The 13588-nt window shown below is 65.3% G+C and carries 11 protein-coding genes; 8 read left to right on the top strand and 3 right to left on the bottom strand.

What is annotated here, in order from left to right; genetic code table 11:
• Window positions 1-184: 184 nt before the first annotated feature.
• Window positions 185-631: a NirD/YgiW/YdeI family stress tolerance protein gene (locus Q4F91_RS02520; protein ID WP_303334211.1), complete on the bottom strand. Its 447-nt coding sequence runs from the start codon at window positions 629-631 to the stop codon at window positions 185-187.
• 88 nt (window positions 632-719) lie between these two features.
• Window positions 720-1130 carry a NirD/YgiW/YdeI family stress tolerance protein gene (locus tag Q4F91_RS02515; RefSeq protein ID WP_303334210.1) on the bottom strand — a complete coding sequence of 137 codons (411 nt, stop codon included), beginning with the start codon at window positions 1128-1130 and terminating at the stop codon, window positions 720-722.
• 456 nt (window positions 1131-1586) lie between these two features.
• Between Q4F91_RS02515 and map the strand changes: the two genes are divergently transcribed.
• The 8 genes from map (at window position 1587) to Q4F91_RS02475 (ending at window position 12447) form a co-directional block, all read left to right on the top strand.
• Window positions 1587-2414 carry a type I methionyl aminopeptidase gene (gene map / locus Q4F91_RS02510; protein ID WP_303334209.1) on the top strand — a complete coding sequence of 276 codons (828 nt, stop codon included), beginning with the start codon at window positions 1587-1589 and terminating at the stop codon, window positions 2412-2414.
• Window positions 2415-2470: 56 nt separating this feature from the next.
• Window positions 2471-5065, top strand: coding sequence for a [protein-PII] uridylyltransferase (locus Q4F91_RS02505; RefSeq protein WP_303334208.1), 2595 nt, complete (start codon window positions 2471-2473; stop codon window positions 5063-5065).
• Window positions 5066-5315: 250 nt separating this feature from the next.
• Window positions 5316-6083 carry a basic amino acid ABC transporter substrate-binding protein gene (locus tag Q4F91_RS02500; protein ID WP_303334207.1) on the top strand — a complete coding sequence of 256 codons (768 nt, stop codon included), beginning with the start codon at window positions 5316-5318 and terminating at the stop codon, window positions 6081-6083.
• Window positions 6084-6225: 142 nt separating this feature from the next.
• On the top strand, window positions 6226-6990 hold the full coding sequence (locus tag Q4F91_RS02495) for an amino acid ABC transporter permease (protein WP_303334206.1): 765 nt from the start codon (window positions 6226-6228) through the stop codon (window positions 6988-6990).
• Window positions 6987-7730 (top strand): amino acid ABC transporter ATP-binding protein, encoded by a 744-nt coding sequence (locus Q4F91_RS02490; RefSeq protein WP_303334205.1) that lies wholly within the window; start codon window positions 6987-6989, stop codon window positions 7728-7730. Before Q4F91_RS02495 ends, Q4F91_RS02490 begins: the two co-directional genes overlap by 4 nt.
• A 288-nt stretch (window positions 7731-8018) precedes the next feature.
• Window positions 8019-8774: a pyruvate formate-lyase-activating protein gene (gene pflA / locus Q4F91_RS02485; RefSeq protein WP_303334204.1), complete on the top strand. Its 756-nt coding sequence runs from the start codon at window positions 8019-8021 to the stop codon at window positions 8772-8774.
• A gap of 48 nt (window positions 8775-8822) precedes the next feature.
• A complete protein-coding gene (pflB, locus tag Q4F91_RS02480) occupies window positions 8823-11069 on the top strand; it encodes a formate C-acetyltransferase (RefSeq protein WP_303334202.1) in 2247 nt (748 codons plus the stop codon).
• Window positions 11070-11172: 103 nt separating this feature from the next.
• Window positions 11173-12447: a carboxylesterase gene (locus Q4F91_RS02475; protein WP_303334201.1), complete on the top strand. Its 1275-nt coding sequence runs from the start codon at window positions 11173-11175 to the stop codon at window positions 12445-12447.
• A 148-nt stretch (window positions 12448-12595) separates the two neighbouring features.
• Here the strand turns inward: Q4F91_RS02475 and Q4F91_RS02470 are convergent, their stop codons facing one another.
• Complete coding sequence (locus Q4F91_RS02470; RefSeq protein ID WP_303334199.1) at window positions 12596-13381, bottom strand: DUF4143 domain-containing protein; 786 nt, start codon at window positions 13379-13381, stop codon at window positions 12596-12598.
• Window positions 13382-13588 lie beyond the last annotated feature (207 nt).

The raw sequence follows: 13588 nt of genomic DNA, 5'->3' as shown, positions 1-13588 counted from the left end.
GGCCCTGGGTTCTCTTCTGTGATGCTTACTTTAGAGGCCGAGGATTAGAAAAAAATGAGCAATCGGTTAGCGATGGCTTAGGAGAAAACGGATTCGTCCGCCGCGGACGAACTTCGCCCCGCGGCTTCCCGGGGGAAGCACGCGGGGCGCGTGATCGTTTCAGATGATCAGCCTTCGGAGGAAATCACTTCCTCGGCTGGGGCTCGCGGCCCTGAAGCGGACGGGCGGAGCGGACGTCGAGCGTCGTGCCCGTGAAGTCGCGGTCGATCTCGGCGCGGATCTCCACCGGGGCGCCGCGCTGGATCATCGACCAGTCGCGGTCGTTGTCGAGCTCGGCGGTGATCGAGCCGCCCTGCTCATCGACGAACGTGTACTTCTCGCCGCGCAGGTGCTCGGTGAAGCGGCCGCGGAGGGTGACCACCTGATCGTCCGTGCCCTTATCCTTCACCCAGGCGACCGTGACGGGACCGTCGTGGCCGAAGCCCTGCGGGCCGGAGGCGGCCGGGGCGTGCGGGGCGGCCTGCGGGCCGTTGAAGCCCTGGGGACCGGCGGCCTGGGCGGCGGGCATCGCGGCGAGCGCGAGGGCGGCGATCGAGGCAAGGGCGGCGAGGCGGATCGAGTTGCGGTTCATGGTTTTCTCCTTTCAGGAATTCTGTTTTCGGCGGGCGGCCTGTTCTCTTTGAGCGCCGCCCTGAGAGTGTCCGGGGGTTCGTCCGAGGTCAGAGCGGGCGGGCCGAGATAACGTCGAGCGAGGTGCGGTTCCAGTCACGGTCGATTTCGGCGCGGATCTCGACCGGGGCGCCGCGGCGGATCATCGACCAGTTGCGGTCGTCGTCGAGCTCGGCGGTGATGCCGTGGCCGGCTTCGTCAACGAACTCGTACTTGTCGCCGCGGATGTGCTCGGTGAAGCGGCCGCGCAGCGTCACGTGCTGATCGTCGGAGCCGTTCCTCAGCACCCAGTCGACCGAGACGGGGCCGCTGTGGGCGAAGCCCTGGGGCGCGGCGGCGTGGGGAGCCGCATGCGGGTGTTCGAAGCCGTGGGGGCCGGAGGCCTGCGCAGCGGGGGCGGCGGCGATGGCGAGCGCGGCGATCGCGGCGAGGGAAGCGAGGCGGATCGAGTTGCGGGTCATGGTCTTTTCCTCCGGAGGTCCGTCCTGGACCTCCTCATTGCGTGGTCGGTGGCGGCCCTGAGAATCACGGGAGGCTTTCCCGGATCCCGGACATCCCCGGTGTTTCCGGGGCGTCCTGCCGTTTCCTGATGGTTCACAGATTAAGGACGGAAAATTAGTGAAGCATGAGAAATTCGTTAGTCCAAACTTAGTGAAATAATTTCTTTCACACGTGTCCCGTTCGGCGGCGCCCGCTTCTTCTCCTCCGGCGCGTCGCCTTCAGCGATGCACGATGGCGATTAAAATTCCCTCGCACTATCAGACGGCCGCGGCTCAAGAATCCCGCGGACCGCATTCCGGGCGTCAGCCCGCGCTTCATCCCGGGAGATCCACGCTCCCGCCGCCCGGTCATCTTCATACCGGCCCGCGCGGCACCCGCCCGACCGACAGCATTCCTACAGGAAAAACCAGCAAATCATGGCCATCACCATCAAGACGCCCGAGGACATCGCGGGCCTTCGCATCGCCGGCCGCCTCGCCGCCGAGCTGCTCGACTATCTGACGCCCTTCGTCAAGCCCGGCGTCTCCACGGGCGAGCTCGACCGCCTCGCGCACGACTACACCGTCAACGTCCAGAAGTGCATCCCGGCCTGCCTCGGCTACTGCCCCCCGGGCATGACGCCCTATCCCGCGACCACCTGCATCTCGATCAACCACGTCGTCTGCCACGGCATCCCGAGCGACCGCAAGATCCTCAAGGCGGGCGACATCGTCAACATTGACGTGACGAGCATCAAGGACGGCTACCACGGCGACACCTCGCGCATGTTCGTGGTCGGCAAGCCCACCATCCAGGGCAAGCGCATGGTCGACGTGGCCTTCGGCACGATGTGGGCCGGCATCGACGCTGTTCGCCCGGGCGGCTGCTTCAACGACATCGGCGTCGCCTGCCAGGCCTACGCCGACCGCATGGGCGTCTCGGTCGTGCGCGACTACGGCGGCCACGGCATCGGCAAGGGCTTCCACGAGGAGCCGCACGTGAACCACTTCCCGACCCGCCACCCGACGGCGACCTTCGTTCCGGGCATGGTCTTCACGGTCGAGCCCATGGTGAACGCCGGCCGCTACGGCGTGACGATGTTGGGCGACGGCTGGACCGTCGTCACCAAGGACCACTCGCTCTCCGCGCAGTGGGAGCACATGGTGCTCGTCACCGAGACGGGCTACGACATCCTCACGGTGAGCAAGGGCACGCAGGCCCCGCCCGACTTCGTGAAGGGCTGGAAGCTCCCCGAGAACCTCTGACCCTCTCCACCGAAACCCTTTTCCCCGCCACCATCCCGCGCGAAGGAGCGACGACGATGCCCCAGGATCTTGACCCGCAGCAGGTAACCGCCGTCCGGGAGCGCTTCCACGAGGCGCGGGCGCGCCTCGCCCAGCAGTGGCGGGAGCGCCGTGACTCCGAGGCGTATCTGCGCGCGCACGCCGCGGCGCTCGACGAGGCGATCATCTCGCTCGGCGAGCTTGCCGAACTGCCTCCGGACCGCATCACGCTCGCCGCGGTGGGCGGGTTCGGACGCCGGGAACTCTTTCCCCACTCCGACATCGACCTTCTCGTGCTGCTCACCGACGAGGCGGGCGAGGACCGGGCGCTCGGCGAGAAGCTCTCCGGGTTCCTCGCCGCGCTCTGGGAGCTCGGCCTCACCGTGGGCGCCGCCGTGCGCACGCGGACCGAGTACACCCGCGAGGCGGGCACCGACGTCTCAATCGCCACGACGTACCTCGAGAGCCGCCGTCTCTGGGGGAGCGCAGAGCTCTACGCCGACGCGCGCGACGACTTCTTCGCGAGCCTCGACGCGGGATCGTTCTTCCGCGACAAGATGCTCGAGCTGCAGCGCCGTCACCAGAAGTACGAGAGCACGCCCTACTCGCTCGAGCCCAACCTGAAGGAAAGCCCGGGCGGTCTGCGCGACCTGCAGACCTTCCTCTGGTGCGTGAAGGCCGCCGGCATCGCCGAGAGCGTCGAGGAGATGCACGAGGCCGAGCTCATCACCGAGCGCGAGATGCACACGATCGAGCAGTGCTTCAGGTTCCTCTCGAACCTGCGCATCGAGCTCCACCTCCTCACCTCGCGCGACGAGAACCGGCTGCTCTTTGACGTGCAGGAGTCGCTCGCCGGAAGACTCGGCTACAAGGCCACCGGCATGATGCGCGCCTCCGAGGCGCTCATGAAGCGCTACTACTGGAACGCGAAGTCCGTGGTGCAGATGTCGGTGATCCAGCTCCAGGCGATCTCCGACCGCCTCTTCGGCGGCAACTCGCGCGCGACGCCCGTGCGCATCGACCCGGCGTTCCTCGCCTTGGGCGACGAGATGGACATCGTCGACGAGGAGATCTTCGAGAAGGACACGAACGCGATCCTGCGCGTCTTCCTCGTCTTCGCGAGGCGCCCCGAGATCACGCGCTTCTCCACGAGGCTCCTGCGTGCGCTCTGGCACGCGACGCCCTTGATCGGCCCCGCGTACCGCGAGAACCCCGTCAATCAGAAGGTCTTCCTCGACATCCTGCAGCTCGACAAGTTCACCGACGACGCGCTCAAGATGATGAACGCCTGGGCGATCCTCGGCAGGTTCCTGCCGGCCTTCCGGCACGTGGTCGGGCAGATGCAGCACGACCTCTACCACATCTTCACCGTCGACCAGCACTCGATCCTCGTCGTGCAGAACCTCTGCCAGTTCCGCCGAAGCGAGCACGCGCACGAGTATCCGCTCTGCACACAGCTCATGACGGCTCTGCCCGGCTCGTGGCGCCTTCTCATCGCGGGCCTCTTCCACGACATCGGCAAGGGCCTCGGGGGCGGCCACGAGGCGATCGGCGCCGAGAAGGCGCGGATCTTCTGCGAGCGCTTCGGACTCTCCGAGGAGGACAGCAGCTTCATCTGCTTCCTCGTCCTCGAGCACCTCATGATGAGCCGCGTTTCCCAGAAAGAGGACATCTCGGACCCGAAGGTGGTCGAGCGCTTCGCGAGGATCGTCGGCACGAAGGAACGCCTCGACGCCCTCTACCTTCTCACGGTGGCCGACATCCGCGCCACCTCGCCCAAGGTCTGGACGCCCTGGAAGGCGCAGCTTCTCGAGACGCTCTACAAGGCCTCGCTCGAGTGGCTCTCGGGCGGGTCGCTCCCCGACACCGTGACCGACGTGATCCGCCGCCGCCAGGCCGAGGCCGCGGAGAAGCTCGCGGGCCGCGTGTCGCCCGAGGCGCGCGAGCGCCTCTGGAAGGAGCTCGACCTCGTCTACTTCATGCGCCACTCCTCGGACGAGATCGCCTGGCACGCCGAGATGCTCGCGGGCCATGTGCTCGACGACGCGCCCGTCGTGCGGGTGAAGCGGAGCGAAATGATGGGCGGCCTCGTCTTCCTCATCTACCTTCCCGACCGCAAGGACCTCTTTCTGCGCGCCGTCGCGTGGTTCGGCAAGAACTCGCTCTCGGTCGTGGACGCCCGCGTGCACACGACGCGCCACGGCTGGGCTCTGGACACCTTCCTCGTCACCGACTCCTTCAACCGCTTCGACACGGGCGAGAAGCTCGCGCTGATGGAGGAGAAGCTCGCGGCGGGCCTCATCTCCGAGAAGCCCCTTCCGCCCGCGCCGCAGGCGAGGTTCTCGAGACGCTCGCGCCACTTCCCCACCCGGCCCTTCGTGAAGATCGGCCCGGACGAGTCGGGCCGCGCCTTCATCCTGAACCTGGTCGGCACCGACCGCATCGGCCTCCTTTACTCGATCTCCCAGGTGCTCGCCAAGTACGGCGTCAACCTGCAGACGGCGAAGATCGCCACGCTCGGCGAGCGCGCCGAGGACGTCTTCCTGATCGACGGCGAGGCGCTCCACGACGACACGCGGCTCCTCGCGCTCGAGGGGGAGCTCATCGAGGCGCTGCTCCCGCACGGCTGCTGAGAACGGGACACATGCGTTTCCGCCCTCCGGAACCGGAGGGCGGCACGCCTATTGCTTTCTGACTAGTGTTTTCGCCCGAATGCACATTCCGGGGGCGAAATTTTCCTCGCCCTGCGGCGAAAAGTCTTTACGCAGGGAAACGCCCTGCGGATAATCCTTTTTCGACAACCAATCCAATCCCGACGTCTGCGCCGGCCCGCTTCCCGGTGCGGAACGCCTCTCCCCCCGAAACCCAAAGGAGTTCTCAGCCATGTCTCTCAAGACCAAGGTTCTTTTCTCGGCCGCCTTCCTCTCCGCCGCCCTCGCCGCGGGCATCGCGAGCGCCGCGACCTACACCGTCGGCACGGGCGCGACCTACCGTCCGTTCGAGTTCGAGACCGCGCAGAAGGAACTCGTCGGCTTCGACGTCGACCTCATGAAGGAGATCGCCAAGGCGGGCGGCTTCGAGGTCGAGTTCATCAACACGCCGTGGGACGCGATCTTCGCCGGCCTCAACAACGGCGACCGCGACATCATCATGTCGGGCATCACGATCACCGAGAAGCGCCAGCAGTCGATCGACTTCTCGCGTCCGTACTTCCTCGCCCACCAGCTCATCCTCACGAACGAGAGCCTCAAGATCTCGAGCCTGAAGGAATTGAAGGGCAAGCTCATCGCCGTGGTGAACGCCTCCGCCGGTGACGTCGCCGCCTCGGCCGAGTTCGGCAAGGCCTCTACCAACATCCGCCGCTTCGACAACACCCCGCTCGCCCTCGAGGAGCTCGCCAACGGCGGCGTTGACGCCATGATCGGCGACGTCGGCGTCCTTCAGTGGTACGTCAAGCAAAACCCCGAGAAGAAGTTCAACCAGTGCCGTGACCCGGGCTTCGCCGAGCAGTACTTCGGCATCGGCATCCGCAAGGGCAACACCAAGGTCCTTGAGGACGTGAACCGCGGTCTCGAGAAGACCATCGAGTCGGGCGCCTACAACGAGGTGTACCGCAAGTGGTTCGGCTCGGACGCCCCGAAGCTCCCGTAATCCGCGGCGCTCAACTGCGTCCATGACGGGCGGCTTTTATAGAAGAAGCCGCCCGCATCAGCCACGTCGGCGGCCCGCCTCGCTTCTGGGGGAACGGGCTTCCGACGGATTTTTGTATTCTGACCATCCGCATTGACAAGAGATGTTTGGCTTCCATTCCGACGTCATCGCCGAATACTGGCCGCTCTTCGTGCACGGAGCCGTGACCACGGTTGAGATCACCGTGATCTGCGTCTTCCTCGGCATGATCCTCGGCACCCTCCTCGGCATGGGCAGGCTCGCCAGCGCCCGCTACGAGCCCGCAAAGTCCCTCCTCCACTACGGCGTGCGCTGGCCGATCGCCGTCTACGTGAGCTTCTTCCGCGGCACTCCGCTCTTCGTGCAGATCTTCCTCATGCACTTCGCGGTGCTGCCGATCTTCATCCACCCGATCGACGGCATCCTGATCGACGGCGCGCTCGCCCGGGAGCTCCGCGCCAACTACGGCGCCATGCTCGCCGGCATCACCGCCATCACGCTCAACTCGGGCGCCTACATGTGCGAGATCTTCCGCGCCGGCATCCAGTCGCTCGACAAGGGCCAGATGGAGTCCGCCCGCTCGCTCGGCATGGGCTACTTCCAGGCGATGCGCCACATCATCCTGCCGCAGGCCTTCCGCCGCATGCTCCCCGCGCTCGGCAACAACGCGATCGCGATCCTGAAGGACTCGTCGCTCGTCAGCGCCATCGGCCTCGCTGAGCTCGCCTACGCCGCGCGCACCGTCGCCGGCGCCTCGGCCCGCTACTGGGAGCCCTACATCACCATCTCCTGCGTCTACTGGGTGATGACGCTGCTCCTGGCCTGGGGCATCCGCAGGCTCGAGAAGCGCCTCGGGCGCGGTGACAACGGACTTGGAGCGCAGTCATGAGCGAAACGACGAAACCCATCGTGGAGATCCGCGATCTCAAGAAGGCCTTCGGCGACCACGTGGTGCTCGACGGCATCAGCCTTGACGTGCACCCGGGCGAGAAGGTCGTGGTGCTCGGCCCCTCCGGGTCGGGCAAGAGCACGATGCTGCGCTGCATCAACGCGCTCGAGGTCGCGACCTCCGGCCACATCTACGTGGACGGCGCCGAGATCACGAGCCCGAGGACGAACCTGAACAAGGTGCGCGAGCACCTCGGCATGGTCTTCCAGCGCTTCAACCTCTGGCCGCACAAAACGGTGCTCGAGAACGTGATGCTCGCCAAGCGCATCGTGCTCGGCGCCGGCGCCGACGAGGCGCGCGCGCAGGCGCTCGAGCTTCTGAAGAGCGTGGGGCTCTCCGACAAGGCCGACGCCTACCCGGCGGCGCTCTCGGGCGGCCAGCAGCAGCGCGTCGCGATCGCCCGCGCGCTCGCGATGTCCCCGAAGGTGATGCTCTTTGACGAGCCCACCTCGGCGCTCGACCCCGAGCTCGTCGGCGAAGTGCTCGCCGTGATGAAGCGGCTCGCCGAGTCGGGCATGACGATGATCGTGGTCACCCACGAGATCGGCTTCGCCCGCGAGGTCGCCGACCGCGTGATCTTCATGGACGGCGGGAAGATCGTCGAGCAGGGATCGCCCGACGAGATCCTCGTCAGCCCGAAGGAGGAGCGCACCCGGTCCTTCCTCGCCCGCGTCCTGTGATCGAAGGCAAATCAGTCACAATTTAGTCCCCCGTAATTGGTACGGAAGTGGCCCGATGTCGATAGAATCGCCGTCGGGCCAAATTGTTTCCTGATAGATTCCAACTATTTCGTCGTAGGTCGAAAGTCGTAAGGGCTAACCCTGTGTTAGGGTATCCCCTAGTGAGGGGATACCCTAATTTCTCAGATTGGTTAAAGTGACCTACCGAGGGCTTTTACTTAGATGTCTCTACCTAGAAGCCTTTTCGAGATCAGCCCCTGAATCGAGCCTCTCCACCGTATCTGCACCATGACCATCGGACGCATTCATTCCTTTGAGACCTTCGGTTCCGTCGACGGACCCGGCGTGCGTTTCGTTGTGTTCGTGCAGGGCTGCCGCATGCGCTGCGCCTACTGTCACAACCCCGACACGTGGCGCGTTCATGCGGGCGAGGAGATCGAGGCCGAGGCCGTTCTCCGCAAAGCCCTCCGCTACCGGACCTACTGGGGCACGAAGGGCGGCATAACAGTGAGCGGAGGCGAGCCGCTCCTGCAGATTGAATTCGTCACCGAGCTCTTCCGGCTCGCGAAGGCCCAGGGTGTGAACACCACGCTCGACACGAGCGGCGCGCCCTTCAGCCGCGACCCGGAATGGCTCGCCAAGTTCGACGACCTGATGAGCGTCACGGATCTCGTGATGCTCGACATCAAGCACATTGACACGGAAGCGCACCGTCACCTCACGGGCTTCGGCAACGAGAACATCCTCGACTGCGCGCGCCATCTCTCCGACATCGGCAAGGCCATGTGGATCCGCCACGTGCTCGTGCCCGAGTGGACGGACGATGACGCGGCGCTCGAGCGTCTTGCGGCTTTCATCCGCACCTTGAAGACCGTTGACCGCGTCGAGGTTCTCCCCTACCACGGCTTTGCGGAGCCGAAGTGGGAGCTGCTGCGCATTCCGTGCCGCACCAAGGGTCTGCCGTCTCCCACGCGTGAACGCATCGCCAACGCTGAGCGCATTCTCGGAGCACGGGTCACGGATCTCACCAAGAAATCGTCCTGAATTTCCCCATCTTTGTCATTCAAATCTTCTTCAAAAGGAGTCTCCATCATGACCAATGCATGGCGCGGCTTTAACGGCAGCCACTGGCGCGAGGACGTGAACGTCCGCGATTTCGTTCAGACCAACTACACGCCGTACGACGGCGGCAGTGAGTTCCTCTGCGGCCCGACCGAGGCGACCGACAAGCTCTGGGCCAAGCTCCAGGAGTACCAGAAGGAAGAGCGCGCCAAGGGCGGCGTCCTCGACATGGAGACGGAGATCGTCTCGTCGATCACCGCCTACCCGGCCGCGTACATCTCGGACGATCTCAAGGATCTTGAGAAGGTGGTCGGCCTGCAGACCGACAAGCCCCTGAAGCGCGCCTTCATGCCCTACGGCGGCATCCGCATGGCGCAGGAGGCCTGCACGACCTACGGCTACACCCCGAACCCGAAGTTCGACCAGATCTTCAACGAGTACCGCAAGACCCACAACCAGGGCGTCTTTGATGCGTACACGCCCGAGATGCGCACGGCCCGCCGCAACAAGATCATCACCGGTCTTCCCGACACGTACGGCCGCGGCCGCATCGTCGGCGACTATCGCCGCGTGGCCCTCTACGGCATCGACTACCTCATCAAGGCCAAGCAGAAGGATCTCGCCAACTGCGGCTGCGGCATGATGAGCGACGAGGTGATCCGCCAGCGCGAGGAACTCGCCGAGCAGATCCGCTGCCTCAACCAGATGAAGGAACTCGCCAAGAGCTACGGCTTTGACATCAGCCAGCCGGCGCAGAACGCCCGCGAGGCCGTGCAGTGGCTCTACTTCGGCTACCTCGCCGCCGTCCGCACGCAGAACGGCGCCGCGATGTCCGTCGGCCGCATCTCGACCTTCCTCGACATCTACATCAGCCGCGACCTTGCCGAAGGCACGCTCACCGAGAGCGAAGCCCAGGAGCTCATCGACCACCTCGTCATGAAGTTCCGCATGGTGAAGTTCGCCCGCATCCCCGAGTACAACTCCCTCTTCTCCGGCGACCCGATCTGGGCGACGCTTGAGATGGCCGGCATTGGCATGGACGGCCGCTCGATGGTGACGAAGAACGACTTCCGCTTCCTGCACACCCTCGAGAACATGGGCCCGTCGCCGGAGCCCAACCTCACGGTCCTCTACACGAAGGCTCTGCCCCGCAAGTTCCGCGAGTACGCCGCCCGCGTCTCCGTGAAGACCTCCTCGATCCAGTACGAGAACGACGATGTGATGCGTCCGGTCTGGGGCGATGACTACTCGATCTGCTGCTGCGTGTCCGCGACCGAGACCGGCAAGGAAATGCAGTTCTTCGGCGCCCGCGCCAACCTCGCCAAGTGCATGCTCTACGCAATCAACGGCGGCGTTGACGAGAAGTCCGGCGTTCAGGTGGGCCCCGCCTACCGCCCGATCACTGCGGACGTCCTTGACTACAACGAGGTCATTGAGCGCTTCATCCCGATGATGGACTGGCTCGCGGGTCTCTATGTCAACACGCTGAACCTGATCCACTACATGCACGACAAGTACTACTACGAGGCCGCTGAGCTCGCGCTCATCGACACGGACGTGCGCCGCACGTTCGCGACCGGCATCGCTGGCTTCTCGCATGTGGTTGACTCGCTCTGCGCCATCAAGTACGCCAAGGTCAAGCCCATCCGCAACGAGCAGGGCCTCGCCGTCGACTACGAGACCGAGGGCGACTTCCCGCGCTACGGCAACGACGACGAACGCGCCGACTCGATCGCCGTGTGGATCCTCAAGACCTTCATGGACCACCTCCGCCGCTACCCGACCTACCGTCATTCCGAGCCGACGACGTCCATCCTGACGATCACGTCGAACGTCGTGTACGGCAAGGCCACCGGGTCGCTGCCTGACGGTCGCAAGGCCGGCGAGCCGCTCTCGCCGGGCGCCAATCCGAGCTACGGCGCTGAGAAGAACGGTCTTCTCGCCTCGCTCAACTCGGTTGCGAAGCTCCCGTACGAGTTCGCCCTCGACGGCATCTCCAACACGCAGACGATCAGCCCGGACGCCCTCGGTCACTCGACCGACGAGCGCGCCGAGAACCTCGTCAACGTGATGGACGGCTACTTCAGCCAGGGCGCCCACCATCTCAACGTCAATGTCTTCGGCACCGAGAAGCTCATCGACGCGATGGAGCACCCGGAGAAGCCCGAGTACGCGAACTTCACGATCCGCGTCTCCGGCTACGCCGTGAAGTTCATCGACCTCACGCGTGAGCAGCAGCTCGACGTGATCGCCCGTACCTGCCACAAGGTTCTCTAAGGCGAACGCGGCAAAATGTTTTGAGCGGAAACAGCAGGTTTCCGCTTGAAACAGGCAACCAATCGGCGGGCCGGAATTTTTCCGGCCCGCTATATTTTTGCTTATGAAAAAGACGCCGCACACCATCTCCCGCCGCAGGCTCCTCGGGAGCGCTGCGATCCTCGCCCTTCCCGGCTCGGCCGGGCTCGTCGCGTGCGCGAGCACGTCCGAGACCCCGCCGCCCGTGCAGCCGCTCGGGCAGACGACGTTCGCCCAGTACGCCGCGGACACCCGCGCGTGGGTCGCCGCGCGCCGGAAGTTCGTCTCCGCCTCGGCGGAGGGGCGCGAAGCCGAGCTCGCCTGGAACACGCCGTCCGAGACGCCGCCCGCCGGGGACGCGCCTCCGAAGGGCGGCATCCTTCTCATTCACGGGCTCGGCGACTCGCCCTGGAGCTTCATCGATCAGGCGCGCTCCTACGCCGAGGCCGGCTGGCTCGTGCGCACGGTGCTGCTCCCCGGCTGCGGCACCCGCCCCGAGGACATGCTCACCCCGACCGCGGACGACTGGCGTCAGGTCGTCGCCGAGCAGGCGGAGATCCTCCGTCGCGACATCGCCGCCGCCCGTCCCGGGGAGACGCCTCAGATCTGGCTCGCCGGTTTCTCGACGGGCTGCAATCTCGCCATCGAGTTCGCGTCCGAGCACGAGTGGGTTTCGGGCCTCGTGCTCTTCTCTCCCGCGGTGGCGGTGCGCACCAAACTTGCCTTCCTCGCGCCCGTGATCTCGCCCTTCGTCGACTGGCTGCGCGAGCCCGAGGAATCCATGATGGGCGGGCAGAGCCCCTATCGCTACACGATCGTCCCCGTGCCCGCGCTCGCCGCCTTTGTCTCGACGATGCGCGGCGCGGAACGAGCGCTCGAGAAAAAGGCCTTCGACCGCCCGGCGGTGCTGATGATGAGCGAGCGCGACTCGGTCGTCGACACTCAGTCGCTCATCGGCTTCTTCGCGAAGCGCTTCACAAATCCCGCGACGCGCTTCCTCTGGTACGGCTCCTCGGCCGAAGCGAAGGAACTGTCGGGCAACGACCCGCGCGTGATCGTGCGCCGCGCGAACATCCCCGAGGCGCGGATCTCGAGCTTCTCGCACATGGGTCTGCTCTACCGCCCGGACAACCCGCACTACGGCCGCGGAGGCGACTCGCTCATCTGCAGCCGCGGCGAGGAACGCCCGACCGCGGATGCCTGCGCCGGCGTCCCCGAGACCGAGATCCACTACGGCGCCTGGGGCGACAAGCTGCGCACAGGCGTTCGCGCCCGCCTCACCTTCAACCCGTGGTTTGTGTGGCAGCAGATCGACATCCTCGGCGTGATGAACGGAAATCCGCCGCCCGTGAAGGGCTGAAAATTCCTCCTGAGAAGAAGCGCGCCGGACTTCGGTCCTGGCGCGCTTTCCTTGTGAGGAGAGCAGAATTTCGTCAGCGTACTGCCGGAATCCTTAAGGAAAACGGAAGTATGTGTTCAGGAAATCCGTCCGCTCAGACTCAACCGCCTCAGGTCTCAGTCATGCCGCCGTTGCCCGTGATGAACCGGACGACGGAGCGGCGGTCGACGATCTCGAGTCTCCCGGGACCGTAGGCCTTCTCGAAGAGCGCGGGAAGCTTCGGCATGCGGGCGCCGTCCTCACGGCAGGCGAAGAGCCGCATGCCACCCGGCCCCGTCTCGATGAAGTCGATGTGCGCGGTCGAGGGGCGCATCAGGCGCCAGAAGTGCAGCTCGCGGCCCGTGCCGTGCGCCGCGTTCCATTTGACGCGCTCCATGAAGAAGAAGTTCTGCCAGAGTCCCGCGAGATCCTTGCGGGCGCCGGCATGCGTGAAGTCGTTGAGCACGGCGTTGCGGATGCCGAGGTCACGGAACCAGATCTTCCGCGTCCCGCGCACCTCCGTCGGGAGACTATCCGCCCAGGGGCGGCAGACCGTGACGAGCCCGGCCTCCTCGAGGAGCGCGAGATAGCTTTCCGCCGTGTGCCGCGAGACGCCCGCCGCGCGACCGAGCGACTCCATCGTCACGTCCCGGCCGACGGACCCGGCGAGGACATGGAGGAGCCGGAGGAATGCCTGGGGATTCCGCAGTCCGGCCACGGCGAGAATGCCGCCCGTGACCGCGCGGTCAAGCAGAACGCGGAGTTTCTCCGCCCGGTTCTCCGCCGCTAGCACCTGCGGGAGCATGCCCATGACGAGGAACTCCGGAATGCGCCGCTGCGCATTGAAGAGCCCCGTCTCCGCCGCAATCTCCTCAAGCGAAACCGGGTTGATTGCCTTTTCAGGAATCTCTGCCACAAAGCCTCCCTCAGTGATTCACTGGATAGGAACGGAACGTTCTGCGCAGCAGCCGGCACTGATGGGCTGACAGCTGTTGAACAACCTTCCCGGATTTCCAAATTATCATACGGAACATTGAGTTCCTTCATCCCTCAGAGGGAGACAAGTCCGGGCACTTCGCGGAATTACGGGAAAGTACCTACTATGAGGTAAGTCCTTAGGCGT

The sequence above is a fragment of the Sutterella sp. genome, from assembly GCF_030539355.1.
Lineage (GTDB): Bacteria > Pseudomonadota > Gammaproteobacteria > Burkholderiales > Burkholderiaceae_F > Sutterella.
Note: the sequence above shows the minus strand (reverse complement) of the source record. Positions and strands in the feature narration are given on the sequence as shown.